General features: G+C 59.5%; 18 protein-coding genes. 1 reads left to right on the top strand and 17 read right to left on the bottom strand.

Going from position 1 to position 20,895, the window contains the following annotated elements:
- The first annotated feature begins 60 nt into the window (after positions 1–60).
- Positions 61–702 carry a toluene tolerance protein gene (locus KW848_RS11995; protein ID WP_218536940.1) on the top strand — a complete coding sequence of 214 codons (642 nt, stop codon included), beginning with the start codon at positions 61–63 and terminating at the stop codon, positions 700–702.
- Positions 703–744: 42 nt separating this feature from the next.
- Here KW848_RS11995 and KW848_RS11990 read toward each other — a convergent pair whose 3' ends face one another.
- The 17 genes from KW848_RS11990 to glnE all read right to left on the bottom strand — a co-directional run bounded on the left by KW848_RS11990 (position 745) and on the right by glnE (position 20,808).
- Positions 745–1,872, bottom strand: a complete 1,128-nt coding sequence (locus tag KW848_RS11990) for an O-antigen ligase domain-containing protein (RefSeq protein WP_256365131.1) — start codon at positions 1,870–1,872, stop codon at positions 745–747.
- 25 nt (positions 1,873–1,897) lie between these two features.
- Positions 1,898–2,665, bottom strand: a complete 768-nt coding sequence (locus KW848_RS11985; protein WP_192409953.1) for a glycosyltransferase family 2 protein — start codon at positions 2,663–2,665, stop codon at positions 1,898–1,900.
- 39 nt (positions 2,666–2,704) lie between these two features.
- Complete coding sequence (locus tag KW848_RS11980) at positions 2,705–3,661, bottom strand: glycosyltransferase (protein ID WP_192409952.1); 957 nt, start codon at positions 3,659–3,661, stop codon at positions 2,705–2,707.
- Positions 3,658–5,088, bottom strand: a complete 1,431-nt coding sequence (locus KW848_RS11975; RefSeq protein WP_218536938.1) for a PIG-L deacetylase family protein — start codon at positions 5,086–5,088, stop codon at positions 3,658–3,660. Before KW848_RS11975 ends, KW848_RS11980 begins: the two co-directional genes overlap by 4 nt.
- Positions 5,089–5,096: 8 nt before the next feature.
- On the bottom strand, positions 5,097–5,993 hold the full coding sequence (locus tag KW848_RS11970; RefSeq protein ID WP_218536937.1) for an antimicrobial resistance protein Mig-14: 897 nt from the start codon (positions 5,991–5,993) through the stop codon (positions 5,097–5,099).
- On the bottom strand, positions 5,993–7,123 hold the full coding sequence (locus KW848_RS11965; RefSeq protein WP_218536936.1) for a glycosyltransferase: 1,131 nt from the start codon (positions 7,121–7,123) through the stop codon (positions 5,993–5,995). Before KW848_RS11965 ends, KW848_RS11970 begins: the two co-directional genes overlap by 1 nt.
- Positions 7,107–8,864, bottom strand: coding sequence for a carbamoyltransferase (locus tag KW848_RS11960; RefSeq protein ID WP_111449307.1), 1,758 nt, complete (start codon positions 8,862–8,864; stop codon positions 7,107–7,109). Before KW848_RS11960 ends, KW848_RS11965 begins: the two co-directional genes overlap by 17 nt.
- Positions 8,865–9,091: 227 nt before the next feature.
- Positions 9,092–9,970, bottom strand: coding sequence for a DUF3800 domain-containing protein (locus tag KW848_RS11955; protein WP_218536935.1), 879 nt, complete (start codon positions 9,968–9,970; stop codon positions 9,092–9,094).
- A 71-nt stretch (positions 9,971–10,041) separates the two neighbouring features.
- Positions 10,042–10,377: a YceK/YidQ family lipoprotein gene (locus tag KW848_RS11950; protein ID WP_218536934.1), complete on the bottom strand. Its 336-nt coding sequence runs from the start codon at positions 10,375–10,377 to the stop codon at positions 10,042–10,044.
- Between the two features lie 225 nt (positions 10,378–10,602).
- A complete protein-coding gene (locus tag KW848_RS11945; protein ID WP_218536933.1) occupies positions 10,603–12,054 on the bottom strand; it encodes a lipopolysaccharide kinase InaA family protein in 1,452 nt (483 codons plus the stop codon).
- Positions 12,054–12,806, bottom strand: a complete 753-nt coding sequence (locus KW848_RS11940) for a lipopolysaccharide kinase InaA family protein (RefSeq protein WP_218536932.1) — start codon at positions 12,804–12,806, stop codon at positions 12,054–12,056. Before KW848_RS11940 ends, KW848_RS11945 begins: the two co-directional genes overlap by 1 nt.
- Positions 12,803–13,537: a lipopolysaccharide kinase InaA family protein gene (locus tag KW848_RS11935; protein WP_218536931.1), complete on the bottom strand. Its 735-nt coding sequence runs from the start codon at positions 13,535–13,537 to the stop codon at positions 12,803–12,805. Before KW848_RS11935 ends, KW848_RS11940 begins: the two co-directional genes overlap by 4 nt.
- Positions 13,537–14,343 (bottom strand): lipopolysaccharide core heptose(I) kinase RfaP, encoded by an 807-nt coding sequence (gene rfaP, locus KW848_RS11930; protein ID WP_218536930.1) that lies wholly within the window; start codon positions 14,341–14,343, stop codon positions 13,537–13,539. The genes KW848_RS11935 and rfaP overlap by 1 nt, the downstream gene beginning before the upstream one ends.
- Positions 14,343–15,464, bottom strand: a complete 1,122-nt coding sequence (locus KW848_RS11925) for a glycosyltransferase family 4 protein (RefSeq protein WP_218536929.1) — start codon at positions 15,462–15,464, stop codon at positions 14,343–14,345. The genes rfaP and KW848_RS11925 overlap by 1 nt, the downstream gene beginning before the upstream one ends.
- Positions 15,464–16,525 carry a lipopolysaccharide heptosyltransferase RfaC gene (gene rfaC / locus KW848_RS11920; protein WP_218536928.1) on the bottom strand — a complete coding sequence of 354 codons (1,062 nt, stop codon included), beginning with the start codon at positions 16,523–16,525 and terminating at the stop codon, positions 15,464–15,466. The genes KW848_RS11925 and rfaC overlap by 1 nt, the downstream gene beginning before the upstream one ends.
- Before the next feature lies 1 nt (position 16,526).
- Positions 16,527–17,561 (bottom strand): lipopolysaccharide heptosyltransferase II, encoded by a 1,035-nt coding sequence (gene waaF / locus KW848_RS11915; RefSeq protein ID WP_218536927.1) that lies wholly within the window; start codon positions 17,559–17,561, stop codon positions 16,527–16,529.
- Between the two features lie 307 nt (positions 17,562–17,868).
- Positions 17,869–20,808, bottom strand: coding sequence for a bifunctional [glutamate--ammonia ligase]-adenylyl-L-tyrosine phosphorylase/[glutamate--ammonia-ligase] adenylyltransferase (glnE, locus tag KW848_RS11910; protein ID WP_218536926.1), 2,940 nt, complete (start codon positions 20,806–20,808; stop codon positions 17,869–17,871).
- Between the last annotated feature and the right edge of the window lie 87 nt (positions 20,809–20,895).

Raw genomic sequence — 20,895 nt, 5'->3', positions numbered from 1 at the left:
GCTGAGCTGCGGTAACATGGCTGGCTATCCATGCCTCACGGCGCCCAACCCGGAGTATTGATGCAAGCGCTTGATCACACCCGATATCTCGCCCTGCGCGAGGGAGCACAAGTCCTTGAAGCGGATGGTTCGGGGGACAAGGTTCTGCGGTTGACGGACGGTTCAATACTCAAACTGTTTCGCCGCAAACGCCTGCTGACGTCGGCCGCGTGGTACCCGTACGCCAAACGCTTTGCCGACAACTGCGATGCGTTGCGTGAACGGCACATCCCCTGCCCGTCGATTCGTCAGGTTTACCGTATTGCGAGTATCGAGCGCGATGCCGTGCACTACGATCCACTGCCGGGCCAGACCCTGCGTCAGCTGCTGGACATTGAGGGCGATGCCGATCCGTTGCGCGGCCAATTGGGGGTCTTCATGGCCACTTTGCATGAGCGGGGGATTTATTTTCGCTCGGCGCACCTGGGCAACATCGTGCTCACACCCGAGCATCAGCTGGGCCTGATCGACATCGCCGACATGCGGGTGTATCGACGTCCGCTGCGCAAGACTCTGCGGCTGCGCAACTTCAAGCATATGGTGCGCTACCCGCAAGATCGGCAATGGTTGCTCGACGATCGCGGCGAAGTCTTCATGCACAATTATGGCCAGACCCAGAGCATCTGCTCCCCGGAGGAGCTGAGCGTCGCCCTGCAAAAATGATCTGAGCGCCTTCGCCTCCGGGGAGGAAGCGAAGGCCAGGCATTACACCAGCGCGGGTTGTCGCGCCTTCAGCACGCGAGACAGGATCATCGCTGCGGGCAGCAGTACCAGTGGCCACAACTCGTCAGGGTTACCAATCAGCAAACTGCCATCGAAGTTCAGCATCACCAGCGCACACGCCAGGTACATACCCCACACGTCGCGCAGACGCCAGGCCTGCCAAAGGGAGGCGGCCATCAGCGCTACGAACAACGCCAGAGCGACTCCGCCGCTGTACAGCCCCAGTGCTACGAAAATGTTGTGCGGATGCTGAATCGGCATCCAACCATCGAGTACCTGGGTGGTGTGGAAGTTGATGCCACAGCCCAATGCCCAGCCGCAGTGGCGCCACTCGCCGACCATGATATGGAAAATCTCGATGCGATATGAATCACCTCGGTTCCAGAGGGACTGGTACCAGGCTTCGTTGTGCACCACCAGGAACAGCAGGCCTAAAACGATTGCGCAAATTGCCACCGCACCGCCTACCAGCCGCGGCTTGTGGTAAATGCCGTAAAGCACCCAGAGACTAAACAGGAACACAGCCCCCACAAACGCAGTACGCGTCTGCAGGACGAAGGCTACCGCGAACACTGACAAAACGATGGCCAGGCCAGCTTCGATGTACTTTCGGTCCCTGAGCCAGATTGGCAGCGCCAGCGCCAACGCACAGAACAGCCAAATGCTGGCGTAGATGACGTTCTCCAGGCGCGCCGGAAGCAGCGCCACCCGGCCGCCGACGGCGAACTCACCGGTGGCCCAACCGTAGAGCGCGCTGCCGAAAATGTACAACGTCAGAATCCAGAACTGAGCGCGAACAAACGCCGCACTGCGGAAGAACTGCGGATCGGTGAAGGCGCCGGCCACCATGACGAACATCAGTACATAGAAGACGTGTTTGTAGAACTGCATCTGCCCTGCAATCGTCGCAGGCACCAGAAACCATAGAATGAACGCCAGCCAACCCCACGCCAGCGGCTCCTTGAGCAAGCCCGCACCGCGTTCCTTGATCAGGAAGATCAGGCCCGGCAATACCATCAAGGCGTAGAACAGGTTGTTGGTCCACTTCGACGACCAGCCCACCACAAAGCTCAAAAGGAACAAACAGAGCGCCGTTCCGAAATACACCATTGTGTTCTTTCCTGGCCTCATGCCGCTAAATTCCATGTAGCACCCAACCTATTGCCAGACCCAAGATAAGAGCTGCGATCAGCTTCAGCCGATCGAGACGTTTACGCCGTAATTTGTTCTCCCGCTCCTTCGGGACCACCACATGCTCACCGAAACCGGTGTGTAATACCGCGTCATTTTCCAGAATCAACGCGTAGCGGTTTTCGCCAGCATACAGACGCGACAGGTCTTTCTCCCCGGAAAATCCGGAATACGGTGCATGCATCAAGTAATCCGCGCGACGGCGCAGCCCTGGATTAAAGGAAAAACCTTGCCACTCGGCTTTTTGCGAGCCCAGTACGTAGAAAGGAATGCCATGGCTGACTTTGCGCTCGTTCAGGAACACGTAAGGGCTGTGAACCATCAGGTCATGATTGAAGCTGCGCAGCCACACTTGCAGTGCCTGCGGATCTTCCTCCAGCAGGCATTGGGACTCTTCGATGAACCCTTCGCGGTAGAAGTCCCAGTCGTCTTCACAGTGGAAAATCCACGATGTCTGAACCTGAGCATAAGCGGCATCGATGGACCGCAACTGCCCCAGGCGTGGCTTGTTGATGAAGAACTGGGTATGCGCCCTCCAGTGCTCCGGAATACAGGCCTCTACGGCGCTGTCGCCGGAGTCCTCTGTAATGAACACCTTACGGATGGGAGCCGTGTTGAACCGGTCGAACGTCTCGAGGGTACGCTTCAACAGATCGAAGCGACCGCAACTAGTGATTACAACCGAAATGTCGCTAGTCTCGCTGAACAGCATTTATTTGCACCGCACCATAGGTTGTTTAATTGCCCGGCTTCACAGCCCCAGCGACAAGCGTAATTTTTCTTTCCAGCCTAGCGGGACATGCTCGCGCAGCGGCGCACGCAGGGCGTCGACAATCGCATGCCCTACAGCCCGGAACGTGTAACGCTGCTCTACCAAAGCCTGTCCGGCCAATGAAATGGTCTCGGTCAGCTGGGGGGACTCGCGCAACACCGCCAGTTTTTCCCTGAGTTCGTCGCGGGTTCGATAGAGCACGATGTTGTGCATATCGACAAACCCCAGCGCGCGATTCTCGGCTTCCCCTTGATCGTAAGCAAACAGCACACAACCACAGGCCATGGCCTCGAAATTCTTGATCATGTATTCGCCCATGCCGACGTCGGCACTCACGAAGTAACGGATCCGGCTCAACGTCTCGCAGTATTCTTCACCCGACTTGGTGCGGGTGATCAGCAGGTTTTCCACTTCGGCCACGGACTCGAGCATGGCCTTGCGTCCGGCATACGCCACGCTGTTGAGACTGCCGACAAAACCCAGCTCGATATCCCGTTCACGCTGGCAGTTTTGCAACAGTGCCTGATCGTAGCCCTTGGGCACGAAATGCGCGTCAAACCCTTCCTCGCGCAAGCGCTGGCTGACCATGAAGCCCGAGCTGATCACCCGCGCCCAAGGCAGCTTGCGGTAATGGGCGCTGAACTTGCCGGTGTACTTGCACGGGATGTAGTTCTGGTACGCATCGTGTTCCAGAATAACCAGATTGGGCAGGGTTTGTATGAACCTCACCTGTCTGATTTCTTTTTTGAAGCGCAGGAAAAAAACAATCCGGTCGTAGCGGGTCACATCGACATGCTTGCGAAAATATCCACGCAAGTCGTCCTGCTCCGCGCTGGTCAGCTCACGCTTGTCGCAGTCGCAGTGCTCGGCGATACCGTCATACAGTCGATCGAGGATCGCTCGCTGCTCTTTCTGCACCAGAAACAGAACTTTCAATTGGTCTCTCTCTTTCCAGACAGCTCTTGGACCCAGAATAATTCGTGGCGTCGCACCGCTTTACGGAAGAACTCGTTTTCGCCGAAAGCCGGCCAGCGTCGGGCCGCCAGACAGCGTTGTATCGCCCGGCGAAGTAGACGCTTGAGGGGAAGTCGGGGCTGAAGGTCGTGCATCATGCCCAACGACATAGCCTTGTGCCACTGCTTTTCAGCCGACAAACAAAGCGCCCAGGGCCGCAACGGTTCGTGATCATTGATCTGTGGCGGCAGTGTTACACCGGTACCGGCATCACCCATTGGCCAGCGATCGTTGTCGTGTAGATGATTGGCGTAATGCAACAAGGTTTCGGGCTGCCAGGCTGTACCGTTCAGTGCCTGCATCACCGCTTGCTGTGAGCATAGATGGTCTGGGTGCGGGTCGAAACGCGGATGTGGCAAAACGATGACCTGAGGCTGGATACGCTCGATCAACTCACTCAGGTCGGCCAGCAAATTGTTCCAGGATGGTATGCCATCGACGTCACTGCCCAGGGCAAACGGATTGAACCGTCGAAAGTATCGGGTATCCCCCAGTTGTGCCTCACGGGATACCACGGCCTCGGTCGGCGTGCTTTGCATGGCGGGCAATTGCAGGCAGAAATACCCCAACTGTATGCAGCGCTCCTGAGGTACACCGCCCCACAGCGGCACACTGAGACTGTCCCAGGCGCGAAGCGAGCCTTTCAACCGAGACGCTTCGACACCATTGAGCCCCATCTGCTGATAGTGCCCGGCCTCTATTTCACCGGCGGTCAGGGTCACAATCCAGCTTTGACTGGCGCTGCTGTACAAACCGAATGCGGCCAACTCGGCATCGTCGGCATGGGGCGCGATCACCATCACCCGTTGACGGCTGTAATCCGGATGCTCGAACACCCTGAGCACCGGCTCACCCAGCAGTCGGCAGAATCGCCCGCGCAGGCGTAACTCACCTTGCGACAGAACGTGTGCCTGACCACTGAGGTTGAGGTAACGCAGGCCGTTCACACCACGCTCGAACGTTTGCCGGTCCGGGTGATCCCCCCCCGACAACTCGACCACGGGATCGATGAAGCGGCCCAGCCAAGTGCTTTTTATCCGCAGCGCCAAGACTAGCGTGGCGTCGTCGACCAGCATGACACCGTCGTCCAGGCGCAAACGCTCACCGTCAAGATGAACCTTGGGCTGCTGGGTGTACGGTGGAAAGCTGTACTGATAATCGTCTTTGGGCGAATAAAACAAATGGTCGGCAAACCATGCCTCGTGGGCAATCCAGCCCAGAAACGCGAGCACCAACGGCAGCCACCAGCTCACCAGCACACCCATGGCAATCAATAGCACCAGCGCGATGAGCAGACCGATGCGTTTGTTGCGCCGATGGCGCTTGAGCAATTGCTGTTTGCGGTTCATGGGCTGACTCATACGGTGAACACCGGCACAGGATTGCACCAGCGATCCTTGTATTCACGGTCGGCGCGGCCGAAAGAAAAGCGCAAGGGTTTGTCCAACGCCCGGGCATGCTCCCAGGCGCTTTGCGTATTGAGAAAACTCAGCACGCTGCCCGGACTGAATTCGCGGGTTTCGGGATCGACGCCGCCATTGATGTACTCGACGCTGATCCACTGCGGTGTCTCGACACGGTAGACCAATTGAATCGCTATTGGCGCATCGTTGAGGAAAATCACCGAACCGATCAGCAAATCACGCAGCAACTCGATGACCTCAGCCATGCGCTCGGCCCCCGTCGCCGGGAAACCCCAGCGACGCTGGAACAAGTCGCAATAGATCGTCGCCAGTTCACTGCTGGAAAACTCGGCGACCGGCCGAACCACTCCGCCCGCTTCTTCCAGCAATCGCAATTCACGGCGCTGGTTGTAGCGAAACTTCTTCGACAGTTCTTCGGGAGTGCGGGCCATCGCCAACTGTTCAGCCTGCAACTTGATGCCGGTGAAGCGGCCTTCATTCAGCGCCGACAGGTAGCGTCCACGATGACGCAGCGGCGCTTGTGCATCGGCTGCGGCCGGCAGGATGAACTCGGCATTACCGAGGTCGAACAAGCCTTTTTTACCGCAGCGTTTGAGTACGTCCTTGGACAAGGCGAGGTCGCGGCCCCAGGTCGGGATCGCGGCTTTGACTTCACCGTTTTGCTCCCAGGCCAGGTAGCGCACAGGAATGTCGGCCAACTGCGAAAGCCGCTCGACCACCATGGGATGAGTGGCGACGCTGCCGCCATATCGTTGCCAGGCCTGGGCATATGTCGAGGCGTCGACTACCGCCCAGCCACGTTCGCGCCAGCCTTGAAATCGGTTGAGCATCAGCCCCTCGGCGCCAGTTCGGTAACGTGCGGCAAACGCCAGAAGGCATCGCGTACCGCGCGGTCGGAGAAGCGCTCACGCAAGCGATCGAGCATCAGCTCGGCGCACTGGTGACGCTGCTGCTCGTCCATCGCGGCCAGATGTTGCAGCCCTTGAGCCAAGTGTTCGGCATCGCCCAGCGGGAACAGAATACCGACACCCTCGACCACTTCCTTCGCCCCGCCACACGCCGTGGCGAGCAAGGGCACGCCGGCAGCCATGGCTTCCAGCAGCACCATGCCGAACGGTTCGTGATCGGAACTCAGGGCGAACACATCGAAGGCACGGAAATAACGCCGGGCTTCAGGCACCTGCCCGAGAAACAGCACGCGGTCGCCGATACCCAACTCACGGGCCAGGGCCTTGAGGTCCTGTTCCAGTCGACCGGCACCGAGAATCACCAATTGACTGCTGGCCGGCAAACCCGGCAACGCCGCAGCAAAACCGTGCAGCAGCGTGGTCTGATCCTTGTCCGGATGCAGCCGTCCGACATTGCCGACAACCCAGGCGTCCGGCGCCAGGCCGAGGGTTTCCCGGGCCTCGCGAACCGACACCTGGCTGTCCTGCAAGGTCTGCACATCGATACGGTTATAGAGCGTCTGAATCCGCGCCGTCGGCCACTTCGGCAGGCAATGGCGCATGTCGTCGCGCACGGCATCGGAAACCCCGAGCAGGCTCAGGCGCTTGCGGAAAATATTGGCGAAGAGTTTGCGCGTGCCGCGCTTGTAATCGTCAAACGCGTGATGCACGCCAATCACCGGCAACGACGTGCCGAGCAAGGCGATATAAATAGGCTTGAAACGGTGGGCGATGCAAAAACTGAAATTGCGCGAGGCAGCGATCTTGCGCAGATCGCTGATGGCGCCCAGCTTCAGGCCACGAATGGCCTTGGAGCTGTATTCCATGAACAGCACTTCATCGCAAGCGCAGCCCGCGGCAACTTCGGCATCGGCAGCCCCGGTCAGAAACACCGTGGTCACCCGATAACCGGTCCCCGCGAACAGGCTGGCGTACTGCCGGGCGCAGTCCAGAAACGGCCCGTCATAGCCGTGACAGAACTGCAACACATGGCGTTCAGCCGAGCGTGTCATATGCGTCCGCGCCCTCTTTGACCACCAGGATGTCTTCCATGATCAGATACTGTAGATCGGAACCGAAGAACATGTTCAGGGCGTCCGTTGGCGAGCAGATCATCGGTTCGCCACGACGGTTGAGCGAGGTATTCAGCGACACGCCGTTGCCGGTCAGTACTTCCAGCGCCTTCATCATGTCGTAGTAACGCGGGTTGTATTCGCGCTTGAGCACCTGGGCCCGGGACGTACCGTCTTCGTGGACGACTTCCGGTACGCGGGTTTTCCACTCTTCTGCCACTTCGAAGGTGAAGGTCATGAACGGCGCCGGGTGGTCGACCTTGATCATCTGCGGGGCCACGGTGTCGAGCATCGACGGGCAGAAAGGCCTCCAGCGCTCGCGGAACTTGATCTGGTGGTTGATGCGGTCAGCCACGCCAGTCGCACTCGGGCAACCAATGATCGAACGACCGCCCAAGGCGCGCGGACCGAACTCCATGCGGCCCTGGAACCAGGCTACCGGGTTGCCATCGACCATGATTTTGGCGATGTTTTCCGGCATGTTCTCAAGCTTGCGCCAGACCGGCTTGCTCGGGTGACGGGCACACGCGGCGAGCACGTCTTCGTTGGTGTACGACGGGCCGAGGTAGACGTGTTCCATCTTCTCGACCGGCACACCACGGGCGTGGGACACATAGGCCGCCGCGCCGACCGCGGTGCCGGCATCGCCGGACGCTGGCTGCACGAACAGCTCTTTAACATCATCGCGGGCGATGATTTTCTGGTTCAGCTTGACGTTCAACGCACAGCCGCCGGCGAAGGCCAGCTTGCCGGTTTCCTTGAGCACGTCGCCCAGGTAATGGTCGATCATCTGCAGCGAGATCTTTTCGAACAGCGCTTGCATGCTCGCGGCGTAATGGATGTACGGCTCGTCGGCGATGTCGCCTTCGCGCTTCGGCCCCAGCCACTCGATCAGCTTCGGCGAGAAGTAGAAACCTTTGCCTTTCTCTTTATAACGACGCAGGCCAATGACGTTGGCGTAGTCAGTGTTGATCACCAGCTCGCCGTTCTCGAACGAAGCCAGGCGCGAGAAATCGTATTTGCTGGCGTCGCCATACGGCGCCATGCCCATGACCTTGAACTCACCGTCGAGCATCTCGAAACCGAGGAACTCGGTGATCGCGCCGTACAGGCCGCCGAGGGAGTCCGGATCGAAGAATTCCTTGATCTTGTGGATCTTGCCGTTTTCGCCGTAACCGAAAAAGGTCGTGGCGTACTCACCCTTGCCATCGATCCCCAGGATCGCGGTTTTCTCTTTGAAACCGGAGCAGTGATAAGCGCTAGAGGCGTGAGCCAGGTGATGCTCGACCGGCTCGATCTTGATTTTCTTCGGATCGAAACCCAATTGCTCGAGGCACCAGACAATCTTGTTGCGATAGCGCTTGTAGCGACGGTTGCCCATCAGGATTGCGTCGAGCGCGCGGTCCGGGGCGTACCAGTAACGTTTGGCGTAATGCCAGCGAGCCTTGCCGAACAGGCTGATCGGCGCGAACGGGATCGCTACCACATCAACGTCGGATGGCTTGATGCCGGCCTGCTCGAGGCAGAACTTCGCCGACTCGTAGGGCATGCGGTTCTTTGCATGTTTATCGCGCACAAAGCGCTCTTCCTCAGCCGCCGCGACCAGCTTGCCGTCGATGTACAACGCTGCGGAAGGATCATGGCTAAGGGCGCCGGACAGGCCAAGAATCGTCAATGCCACAGGGGTCTAGCCTCTTTAGTCTGCATGCAGGCGCAAAGCGCCTCAAAGATTAATGTGCCCTCGCAAAGGGCGAGTGGCAGCTAAAGGGCGGGATTATAGCTTAAAAGCGACGGCAAGCCTCTAGCGGGAAGTGGCAAGCTGGCGCGTTGACAGATGACGGACCTCGACATAGACTCCTGCGCAAATGGACTGGGGGATCCCGGTCGGCGTTGCGGCCTCGGTGAGTTTCACCGGGGCTTTTCGCTTTCTGAGAGAGGGAAAATTTTTAACCCCCAATTCTCGAAACCCTCTCCCACATTGTTACGCCCACCACTGCAGTAGAACTTGCGCTTGAGCACGTCAAAGGCACGATTTTCTTGCCCCGACCGCAAAACGCTCATACCAATGGGTCTTGCAACAAGATCCGCTAGCTGTAACCCCGTGGAATTCACTTGTTTGGTTGCAAAGACGATGTCGAACGGCAGTTGTATGCCCAATCTGTTCGCGCCATCGCACATGCGACGAAACTCCAGTTCAAGCTCATTATCCTCACGTTTCCCTCGACGCTCGAAAATCACATGAGTTAAAACGCTCTGTTGATTCTTTTCCTGCAAATACTCATAAAGCGTTTCAAGGCAGAATCCGAGCGCGAGGTGATAAGGATTGTGGACAGGACCTTGCTTTTCGCGAAGAGCGGCTTTGTCGATAACGCAGCTGATCAGGACGAAATTGCTGGCCTCAATGATTCCCGTCAACTCATCGAGAAAGGCATGTTTGTGTTGCCTTGATGTGAAAAGACTGGAGAACGCGCCCTTTTCTTTTCGAATTTCCAATTCATGCAGACCGATCAGGTCATGACCCATATGATTAAATTTGAACTTCTGAAGGGCAGGAATTACCTTTTCGCAATAATGCCTTTTATGAAACACACAAAATGCCAGCACAAACATTGGATAGTTTGGATCTAATGTTTGCATCCCATGATCGCCGCTCTCATCCACATAGATTATGAAATCGCTGTACCTTCCGGACGGAGGTAAGAGCTTTTCCGTCTCAACATTAGTTTCAGCTTCGCTTTCGTTTTCAAAAAGCAAAAACTGTTGAGAGGGCAAAATCGGGGTCGACACGAGCTATTCACCTTTTGTTCTTCGAGCCAAGTGCGTCAGGTGTAGCACTGACACGCCGGAATACAAAAGCGTTACCCGCGGCCTGCTCGCCAATAGATGCTGAGATTGCCGTCGGTAGCCTGGCGGTAAACCGTATAGGGCAGGAGGACGGTATCGAAAACACCCGACAGGGTGAAATCCACCAATACGAACGGCAAAAGAATACCCGTGGGATCAGGCGCTGCGTTCAATACGCAAAAGTCGTAGGCCAGGCCGCTGTAGATGCGCGGGATGGATTGACAGTAGGTCTTTTGCTTTCTAAGACTACGAGCCGCGTCTTCGTCATCCTGCAGCACCGTAACAGCGGTTCCGCAGCCTGATAAAACCAGTGCGAAAGCGCTCAGTAACACCGTCGTTTTTATTGTCAAAATCTGCCCTCCGTGAACGTCAGGCAAACTAGCATCGCGGCTATTCAGGGCACAGTTCACGGCATCTGCGGATCATGTAGGACGATTCATAAAAACCTGTCCCCTTTTGACATTCACAGCTTTTTCGCTGGATGTACCGGCCTCTTCGCGAGCAAGCCCGCTCCCACAGGGGATCTTCGGCGTTACATAGATCCAGTGTGGGAGCGGGCTTGCTCGCGAAGGGATTCAGGCAGCGCTAGAGATATCCTTGGGCAAACGCTGATCAATGACCTGATACAGCGCGCTGCTCTCAGGCCAGTTACGCATGAACCTTGCCCGATCCCGCGCATACGCCGGGGCGAAGCTGCTGAGCGAGGCATGCTGACACATCGAATCGAGATCGATCAGCGCCCAGCGATCGTCCTGCCAGAACAGGTTATGCCCCTTGAAATCCCCGTGACTGATCCGCTCGCCAATCAGCTCGGCAAACAAATGATCCAGCGCCAGCAATTCGGCTTCCGGTGCCTCACCGCTTTCGACATAAGGCGCAAAGCGCTCGATGATGTCCGGCCCCGGTAAATACTCGGTCACCAGATAAGCCCGACTGCGCAACCAGAGAAAACGCTTCTCCAGCAACGCCAATGGCTTGGGCGTGGCGATGCCGAGAAATGCCAGGCGATTGCCTTCGCGCCAGGAGTGCCAGGCACGGCTCGGGCGCCAGAAGCGTTTGAGCCAGTGGGCAAAACCTTTGATGTTGTAGCGCTTGATCACCAGCGCACGACCCGCCACCTCGACCTTGCCGACGCTCGCCGCGCCGCCGGTCTTGTATAGATGGCCCTGATCGAGCAGCGCATCGGCCTGCGCCAGCACCGGCAGCATCGCCGCCTCTTCCTCGCGGCGAATCGCCCGTAAGCCGAACGCTCCACGCTGGACACTGAACAGCGTGCATTCGCGGCCAATCTTGATCAGGTAGTCCTTGAGACGCCAGTTGCGAACCTTGCTGATCTGCTTCTGCAGCGCTTCCATCGGCAAGGCATGTTCGCCGTTGCTCAGCAGGTAATACACCAGCAATTCTTCGGTGTAGGGCTCCAGCGACTTGGGCAACTGGGCGAAAAACACCCCGAGGTTTTCCAGGACTTTCTGCCGCGACAGCGGTTGGCCAGGTGTTTCGGAGCAGACGCCGCCGCCATCGATCAAATACAACCGGCCGCGCTGGCGCAAGAGGTTGTCCAGGTGCAGGTCTTCCTGCCAGAGCCCCTTGCGATGCATTTGGCCGATAGCGCCCAACGCCTCGGCCAGCACAGCCCCTTGCATATCCGCCAGCACCGGCAAATGCTCGACCTGTTTCCAGGTTTCACCGAGGCTTTCGGCGCCCTCGATGAACTCGAACAGCAGCCAGCCGCCCTCGCCGTCCTTCAGGCCATCAGCCAGCAACAATGGCGTGGTCAACCCCTGAGCCGCCAGCAACCGCACGCCGTCCAGCTCACGCTGGAAATGCCGCGCTGCCTTGCTGCCGACCAGCAACTTGGCCAGCACCGGCCGGCCACGCCAGACGCCGGCACCGACATAACGCTGTCCCGGCAACACTCGCAACAGACTTAGCAACTGCAACTCGGCAGGGCCGGCGGCATCAGCCAATGGAATGTTCAGCGGCAGGCTCGGGCTGCGTCCTGCGTTTTTCAGTTCAGACAAACGCATCAGCGCGTCTCCTTATGAGTGCGACGCGCGGTCAGCCGTGCAAACCAGCTGTCGATCAGCGAACTGTCTTGCGATTGATCCAGATAGGCAGCCAGCAGCTCGCGCAACTGCGCTTCGCTCCACTCAGGCGACCGACGCAGCAGCGGCTCCAGGTCTTTGGCCCGATCACGCAGACCAAACAGCAACGGCCGGGTCTTTTCCAGGTCGATCAGTTGGGCCAGGTAACCGTCACCGGTGGCCTGGAGAAAAATGTGCTTGGGGTAGAAACAACCGTGAACCTGACGCGCGCCGTGCAGGCGACGAGCCAATTGCCCACAGGCCTTCAGAATGGCCGAATGCTGCGCCGAACTCAGGTCCGACCAGCGTTGCAACAGTGAATCCAGATCATCCCAACCGTCCAGGGCACGGGTCAGCAGAATCGCCCGGACTTCGCCGTCGACTTTGCGCTCACCGAAAAACGCCGCTTTCAACGCTGGAATACCGAGCTTTTCATAGCGACTGATATTGCGAAATTCACGGGCAAAGCTCGGCTCACCAAAGGGCGCATGCAAGGTGCGCATCTGGTAGTTGTTCTGGCGTTTGAGGTAGTAGCCATGACCTTCCAGATCCAGCCGAAACACGCTACTCCAGCCACCGCGACCGGTGTTGGGCTCATCCACAGCGTCGAGCTGCTTGGCCCAGAGTGCGTCGAAGGTGCCGAGGCCGTGACGCTCAAGCAGCGCACGGTCTTCGGCCGCCAGAAAATCAGTCATTCGCGCCCCTCGAAAAATCTCACCACGTGCCGAATCCGTTTTTTGTCGGCGGCATTCAGCCGATCAGACTGGCGGTATTGCAGGTAAAAGCGCAGGCGCTGGGTCGCCGACAAGTGATACTTGGCGACCTTGTCCAGACAGGCCAGGTCCTTGGTGATCCGGTACTTGAGCCAAAAGCCGCGCCAGAAATCGCCATTGGGGCAGTCGATCAAAAACAGCCGGGGCTCATCGTCGATCAGCAGGTTGCGCCACTTCAAATCGTTATGGGTGAAGCGGTGGTCGTGCATGGTCCGGGTATAACCCGCCAGCTGCCGGCTGACAGTGTCCACCCAGGCGCGATCCGCCAGTTTCGGATCATGCCGCTCGGCCAGGGCCGACAAGTCTTCGGTATGCGGCAGCTCGCGGGTGATCATTGCCCCGCGATCGTACGCCGCACCGCGACGTTCCAGGCCCCAGGCCACCACTTCGGCGGTAGGAATGCCCCACTTGGCGAAGCGCTTGAGGTTCTGCCACTCGGCTTTCACCCGAGGCTTGCCCAGGTAACGGCGCAGACCCTTGCCCGCACCCACATAGCGTTTGACGTAATAGTTGACGCCATTGCGCTGAACGCGAATGACCTCGGACAACAGGTCGCGCGTCAGGCGCTCGCCCTGAAGCGCAAACACAGCTTCAAGACTGCCGAAATCTTCTGCCAGATCGCTGTACTCAGGCTCCAGTGTCCAACCCGCCATCAGAGCGCATCCCCGTATCGCTGTTTACGGTCGTAGAGTTTGTTGGCCTTGCCTTCGAGCCAGGCGAGCAACCCGGCTTCTTCACCCAGGATCTGGCGCAGGGGCTGCTGGAAATACCCCTTGAGGAAACGCAGTTTGTCGCGACGGGTCAGGCCAATGTCCAGCGCCGAAAAATACAGTGCCGCCAGGTCCTTGTTGCGCCAGCGCCGGGTAATCGTCGGACGGGTCTGCGCGCGGTGCAGGTCGATCACCGAGAGCCTGAAATCGTCGGCCGTCACCGGTTTGTCGGTGTGCAGCAGAAAGTGGCAGATGTAGCAGTCGCGATGGTTGACCCCGGCGCGGTGCATCATGCCGGTCATGCGCGCGACCTCCGCGATCAGCGCGCGCTTGAGTTTTGGCTCGGGCGGGTGCTTGACCCAGTCGATGCTGAAATCTTCAAGGCTGACAGTGGGCGCCAGTTCTTCGGTGACGATGAACGAATGCTGGTCCGCCGGGTTGCTGCCCTTCTCGCCGTAAGCCACGGCGGTCATGGTCGGCACGCCGACTTCTTGCAGGCGCTGGATAGCCTTCCATTCCTGGCCGGCACCGAGCACCGGCAGCTTGGCGGTGAGCAGGTTCTTGAAGATCTCGCCCCAGCCAATGCCACGGTGGATCTTTACGAAAAAGCCACTGCCATTGACTTCGGTACGCAGGGTCCGGCGCGCTTCAAGTTCGCGGTATACCTCGCCCTGGAGGTTCTCGACTTCGGCGAACGGGTCGCGTCCGGCCCAAAGGCTCTTGAACGGTTCAGCCAGCATCAACTTCATTAAGCGTGCTCCGCCAGAATCACATCGGCCGCGTGCTGCGGCATGCTGTAGAGGTCGGCCGTCTCGGCGAAGGCCAGACCATTGCGGCTCCAGGCCGCCCGTGCTTGAGCGTCGCTCAACATACCGGTCAGGTACTGGGTCAACTGCGCCTGATCGAAAGGCTCGTCCAGCACCAGACCGGCGTCGGCCTCGGCGATGTAATGGGCGTAACCACACACCGCACTCACCAGCACCGGCAACCCGGCCACCAGGGCTTCGAGCAACACAGTCCCGGTGTTTTCGTTGTACGCCGGGTGAATCAACAGATCGGCGCCGAGCAGAAAACGCGGGATGTCACTGCGGCCTTTAAGGAACGTCACGTTATCGCCGAGCCCCAGTGTGGCGCTCTGCATCTGGAATAATTTGGGGTCGTCCTGGCCAATTACAAACAGCCGGGTGCGTTTCTTCAGATCGTCGGGCAATGCGGCCAGCGCCTTGAGGCTGCGATCCACGCCCTTGGTCTTGAACCCGGAGCCGATTTGCACCAGCAGCAGCTCATCGTCTTTGAGGTTGAATTCGCGACGGAAGTCGGCACGGATCCCGGCGGCATTGGCTGGCGCGCGACGGTCCTGGGAAATGCCCGGCGGCAGCAAATGGAAGCGCTCAAGCGGTGTGTCGTAATGCTTGATGAACAGCGGCTGCTGGACTTCGGAAATCATCAGCACTTCGGTCTTGGCGTCCTTGGCGAACACGGCGCGCTCGTACTCGGCGAAGTGCCGGTAGCGACCCCAGCGACGGTACAGCGAGTTACGCAGGTTCTGTGCCTTGTCTTCGAAGCAGCCGTCGGCGGCGTAGTAGACGTCCAGACCCGGCATTTTGTTGAAGCCGATCAACCGGTCCACCGGACGCTTGGCCAGATCCGCTTCCATCCATTCGCTCAGTTTCTCGTTGCGTCGATGATTGAAGAACGCCTTGACCGGCGCCACCAACACTTCGAAACCCGGCGGAATGTCGCCCTCCCAGATCAGCGTGTAGACCCGAATCTGATGGCCGCGCTGCTGACATTCCAAAGCGATGCGCATGAAGTCGCGCTGCAAGCCCCCGAATGGAAAGTACTTGTACAAGACGAATGCCAATTGCATCAGCGCAGCTCCTCAGCCAGTAACAACGTGCTCAGTCGGGTCGCGACACGCTCGGGATTCAGACGCGTGAAGCACAGTGGCCACTCGCGTTTAAGGTCAAACTGACGGGCATCTTCGGCCGTCGGTTGATACGTACATTTCTTTTGCATGCACGGCGCGCAGGGGAAATCACTGGCCATGTGGATCTGCGATTTACCGTAGGCGCCGGTCAGGCCCGGGTTGGTCGGGCCGAACAGCGACAACGTCGGCACGTCCAGCGCCGCGGCGAGGTGACCGAGACCGGTGTCCACTGCGACGCAGGCTTGCGCGCCAGCCAGCACTTTGCCGACACCCGCCAGATTCAGCTTGGGCAGCACTTCGACGTGCCTCATGTCTTTGGCGATGCGCTCGGCCCGGGCTTTCTCGATCGGATTACCCCACGGCAGCTTCACCGCGACACCGAGATAGCCGACGCGCTCGGCCAACTCGCGCCAGTAGGCTTCAGGCCAGTGTTTGGTGTCCCACGTGGTGCCGTGCAGGAACACCACGTAAGGATTCTTGCGCGGCAATTCCACCAGTCGCTCGACGTTCAGGCCGTAATCGCCCAAGCCTTTTGGCAGGTCGTAACCCAGGGCCACGGCGAACAGCTGACGCACTCGCTCCACCGCGTGCTGCCCACGGGCCACGGCCAGACGCCGGGAATAGAAGCGTGCGGCAATCGGCTCGCGGGCCGAGTTTTTATCCAGCCCGGCCACCGGGGCTTTGGCGTATCGGGTCAGCAAGGCACTTTTGAGCAGGCCCTGGGCATCGATCACCAAATCATATTTGTTGGCGCGAACGCTTTGCTTGAAGCGCTTCCACTCGCCACTCTTGATGGTCTGCCAGATGTTTTTGCGCCAGCGACGGATCGCCACCGGAATCACCTTGCCCACGGCCGGGTGCCAGGTCGGGATTTCGGCGAAACCCTCTTCCACCACCCAGTCGAACTGGATGCCGGGGATCGCCCGTGCCGCGTCGGTCAGCGCCGGCAACGCGTGAATCACGTCGCCCAGCGAAGAAGTCTTGATCAGCAGTACCCGCAAACTATTTGACCTCGACCACAGTGCCTTGCAAACGCTGCAAGGCTTCGTTCACCGCTTGCGGCATGAGCTGGCGCAGGCAGTTGTAATGGCCGAAACGGCACGTGCGATCGAAGCAGGGGCTGCATTCGATGCCCAGGCGCACGATCTCGACGTGCTCGGCCAATGGCGGCGTGAAACCCGGCGACGTCGAGCCGTAAACCGCCACCAACGGGCGATTCAGCGCTGCGGCGACGTGCATCAGGCCGGAGTCGTTGGACACCACCGCGTCGGCGCAGGACATCAGGTCAATGGCTTCGGCCAGGGAGGTGCCACCGCTGAGGTTCACCGACTCCTCACGCAGCCCGGGAATCAGCCGCGAGCGGATGTCTTCGCCGACGGCGTGATCGTTTTTCGAACCGAACAACCAGACTTGCCAGCCTTCGCGGATCTTCGCTTCGGCAACCTTGGCATAGTGCTCGGACGGCCAGCGCTTGGCCTCGCCAAACTCGGCACCGGGGCACAGCACCAACACCGGGCGGTCGAGCGCCAGGCCGAACTTGGCCATTGCCGCTTCGCGAGTGACCGGGTCAATCTGCAGGCTCGGCCGTGGATAAGGTGTCGGCAGCTCGGCACCCGGCTCGTAAGCCAGGGCCATGAAGCGTTCGATCATCAGCGGGTAACGTTCTTTATCCAGCGTGCGCACGTCATTGAGCAGGCCGTAGCGCAATTCGCCACGCCAGCCAGTGCGTTTCGGGATGCCGGCGAAGAACGGCACCAATGCCGACTTCAGGGAATTGGGCAGCAGGATCGCCTGGTCGTACTGGCCGGCCAGGGATTTGCCGATGCGCCGACGCGTCGCCAGCTCCAAAGCACCGTGACCGAGCGGAAAGCTCAAGGCCTGGCGTACTTCGGGCATGCGCTCAAGAATCGGCCGGCTCCACTCGGGGGCCAGCACGTCGATTTCGCATTGCGGGTGGCGCTGTTTGAGACACTGAAACAGTGTCTGCGCCATCACCATGTCACCGACCCAACTGGGCCCAACGATCAGAATTTTCATGTGGTTTCCATAAACGAGCCGGGGAGGCATACGCCTCCCCGCCTCGAGAATCACTGCGGGAGCACGGCTGCTTGCGATGGGTCATCACCTTCAACATTATTGTCGACTGTCATTCCGCTATCGCGAGCAGGCTCGCCCCCACATTGGGATTTGGTGTACATCGATCTGCGAAACACTGCAGATCTACTGTGGGAGCGGGCTTGCTCGCGAAGGCGGAGTATCAGTCGCCATCATTGTTGAATTTAATGGCCCCTTCGCGAGCAAGCCCGCTCCCACATTTGAATCTTGTCGCTTCAACTTGCGTGTTTCAGCTTAGCCCCAGCTCGCGCCAGATCCGCACTACCTGCCGTCGTTCGTCCACGAACTGGTCACCCGGTATCACCCCGGCGTCCTTCTGCAAGGCCTGCCGGTGAGCGGCTGAACGGTAGGCTTTATAGGCCTCGCGCAACAGGCTGGCGTCTTCGGCGGGCATCAGCCCTTCCTCCTCCAGCCCTTCCAGAATGCGGATATTGTCCGTCCAGCGCAGCAATGGCGGATGCGATTCGGACCACGCCAGGGCCGCGTATTGCACCATAAATTCAATATCGACGATACCTCCGGCGTCCTGCTTGAGATCGAACGGCGCCGTGGCCTCGAAGGCATTTGCTCCGGTACCCGCCGCGGTGCTCTTGCTGCCAAGGTTATCGCGCATTTTGGCGCGCATCTCGCTGACCTCCTGGCGCAAGGTCGCCAGGTCCCGCGGCTTGCCCAATACCGCCGCGCGGACTTTCTCGAACGCCTGGCCGACGTCCGGGCTGCCCACCAGTACCCGCGCCCGCACCAGTGCCTGATGCTCCCAGGTCCAGGCTTCATTTTCCTGATACCGGGCAAACGCTCCGAGCGAACTCACCAGCAACCCCGACGCGCCGGACGGTCGCAGACGCATGTCCACTTCATACAGCTGACCGGAGTTGGTCTGGGCCGTGAGCAAGTGAATGATCCGCTGCCCCAGCCGAGTAAAGAATTGCGCGCCGTCGATAGGCTTCGGCCCGTCGGTTTCCGCCTGCGGGTCGCCATCGTGGATGAACACCAGGTCCAGGTCCGAACCATGCCCCAATTCCAGACCGCCGACTTTCCCATAACCGACAATGATGAAGCCGGGATCGCACAACGTACCGTCGGTACGCTGCGGCGTACCGTATTTGGCCACGGTCTGGCGCCAGGCCAGGGCCAGCACTTGTTCCAGGATCGCTTCGGCGAGCCAGGTCAGGTAATCACTGACCTTCATCAACGGCAGGCTGCCGGCGATTTCCGAAGCGGCGACACGCAAGCGGTGCGCCAATTTGAAATGTCGCAGGGCTTCCATTTGCTGCTCGAGGTCGTCCTCGGGAATCCGCGTCAAACGCTCGCGCAACTCGGCGGCCAGTTCCGGCGCCAGTGGCGGCTTGAACAGCCGACCTTCGTTGAGCAATTCGTCGAGCAGCAGCGGAAAGCGGGTGATCTGTTCAGCGATCCACGGGCTCGCGGCGCACAAGGTCAACAAGCGTCGCAGCGCGCCGGGGTTTTCGGTCAGCAACACCAGATACGCGGAACGACGGGCCACGGCTTCCACCAGCGGCAATACTCTTTCGAGCACCAGATCCGGATTGGCGTGTTCCACGGCCTGAGCCAGCAACCGCGGAATAAAGGCATCGAGGCGCTCGCGCCCCAAGCGCTGCATCGCGCGCAATTGCGGACTGCTGCGCAAACCGGCCAACGCTTTCAGGGCTTTGGTGGCATCAGCGAAACCGCCCTCTTCCAACTGACGGCAAGCGGCCTCTTCATCCTGAGCCTCTTCCCACAACGGCAGCCATTCACCGCCGACCACCACTTCGCTTTCGGTGCCTTCCTCTTCGTCGGGATCGGCAATCACCTGCCCGAAGTGCCAGGCCACGCGACCGCGCCAATACATCAGCTGTTCGTGGAAAGCGGTCCAATCGGCGAAGCCCAACATAAAGGCAATGCGCGCCTGATCCTGAGCGCCGTCCGGCAGCATCTGGGTCTGGCGGTCGGCAATCGCCTGGATCGCGTGCTCGGTGTACCGCAGGAATTCGTAGCCTTCGCGCAGTTCGCTGATCACCGCAGGCGGCAGGTAACCCTGACCTTCCAGCGTACTCAGTACTTTTAATAGAGGACGCTGCTGCAAGCTCAGGTCGCGGCCACCGTGGATCAGCTGGAATGCCTGGGCGATAAATTCGACTTCACGAATGCCACCGGAGCCAAGTTTGATGTTGTCGGCCATGCCCTTGCGCCGGACTTCCTGCTGAATCAGCTGCTTCATGGTGCGCAGCGCTTCGATGGCCGAGAAGTCGAGGTAACGCCGGTAAACGAACGGCCGCAGCATGTCTTGCAATTGCGCGCCGGCCACTTGATCGCCGGCCACCACCCGCGACTTAATCATCGCGTAGCGTTCCCAGTCACGGCCCTGATCCTGGTAATACTGCTCCAGCGCATTGAAGCTCAGCACCAATGCGCCGGCCGAACCGTAAGGCCGCAGGCGCATGTCGACGCGGAATACAAAACCGTCGACGGTCATCGGGTCCAGGGCCTTGATCAGGCGCTGGCCGAGACGAATGAAAAATTCCTGATTATCCAGCGAGCGTTTGACCCCGACGGTTTCGCCACCTTCGGGATAGGCGAAGATCAGGTCGATGTCCGATGACAGGTTGAGCTCCACCGCGCCGAGCTTGCCCATGCCGAGAATGACCATTTGCTGCGGCTCGCCGCTGCGCCGGCCAGTCGGCACGCCGAACTGCTGACAATGCCGTGAGTACAACCACTGATAGGCCTGATCGATGCTGGCATCGGCCATGTCCGAGAGGTCGCGGCAGGTCTGGATCAGATCGCACTGACGCGTCAGGTCGCGCCAGATGATCCGCACTTGATGACGGGTACGCTGACGACGCAGGGCGCGACCGAGCTCATCGTCGGTTTCCGCTGCATTCACCGCTGCCGCAATTTGTGCACACAGCTCGCCGGGCGCGAAATTTCGGTCCAGCTCACCGGACTGCACCAGCTCCAGCAACATCAATGGGTCACGGACACTTTGTTCAATCACGAAGTCGCTGGCAGCGGTGACGCGGGCAAATTGTGCCCAGCGTTCAGGCGTCCAGGCGGCCAGGCCATGGTCGTCGTCGAGGCCGGCGACGGCCGTGCGGAACGACTGTTCGGCGCGGGTGACAAATGGCAGGAGGATGCCAGGCAGTTCGGCAAGCGAAGGGAGGCTCATGGTCTATCCTTGATCGGCGTGTAGAGGGCTGCATGTAGTGATTCGCGAGAATGCACTACGTGATCGACTGTCGAACAAAGGTTAGAA

The organism is Pseudomonas sp. PDM25 (assembly GCF_019219045.1).
Classification (GTDB): domain Bacteria; phylum Pseudomonadota; class Gammaproteobacteria; order Pseudomonadales; family Pseudomonadaceae; genus Aquipseudomonas.
This window is presented reverse-complemented; position numbering and strand designations above follow the sequence as displayed.

Bases quoted from the DNA above. Each gene is read 5' to 3' on its own strand.
- KW848_RS11990 (WP_256365131.1), bottom strand. From the start codon at position 1,872: ATGGTGTATTTCGGAACGGCGCTCTGTTTGTTCCTTTTGAGCTTTGTG.
- KW848_RS11965 (WP_218536936.1), bottom strand. From the start codon at position 7,123: ATGACACGCTCGGCTGAACGCCATGTGTTGCAGTTCTGTCACGGCTAT.
- KW848_RS11975 (WP_218536938.1), bottom strand. From the start codon at position 5,088: ATGAACCGCAAACAGCAATTGCTCAAGCGCCATCGGCGCAACAAACGC.
- KW848_RS11970 (WP_218536937.1), bottom strand. From the start codon at position 5,993: ATGCTCAACCGATTTCAAGGCTGGCGCGAACGTGGCTGGGCGGTAGTC.
- KW848_RS11985 (WP_192409953.1), bottom strand. From the start codon at position 2,665: ATGCTGTTCAGCGAGACTAGCGACATTTCGGTTGTAATCACTAGTTGC.
- glnE (WP_218536926.1), bottom strand. From the start codon at position 20,808: ATGAGCCTCCCTTCGCTTGCCGAACTGCCTGGCATCCTCCTGCCATTT.
- KW848_RS11945 (WP_218536933.1), bottom strand. From the start codon at position 12,054: ATGCGTTTGTCTGAACTGAAAAACGCAGGACGCAGCCCGAGCCTGCCG.
- KW848_RS11940 (WP_218536932.1), bottom strand. From the start codon at position 12,806: ATGACTGATTTTCTGGCGGCCGAAGACCGTGCGCTGCTTGAGCGTCAC.
- KW848_RS11995 (WP_218536940.1), top strand. From the start codon at position 61: ATGCAAGCGCTTGATCACACCCGATATCTCGCCCTGCGCGAGGGAGCA.
- KW848_RS11935 (WP_218536931.1), bottom strand. From the start codon at position 13,537: ATGGCGGGTTGGACACTGGAGCCTGAGTACAGCGATCTGGCAGAAGAT.
- rfaP (WP_218536930.1), bottom strand. From the start codon at position 14,343: ATGAAGTTGATGCTGGCTGAACCGTTCAAGAGCCTTTGGGCCGGACGC.
- KW848_RS11925 (WP_218536929.1), bottom strand. From the start codon at position 15,464: ATGCAATTGGCATTCGTCTTGTACAAGTACTTTCCATTCGGGGGCTTG.
- waaF (WP_218536927.1), bottom strand. From the start codon at position 17,561: ATGAAAATTCTGATCGTTGGGCCCAGTTGGGTCGGTGACATGGTGATG.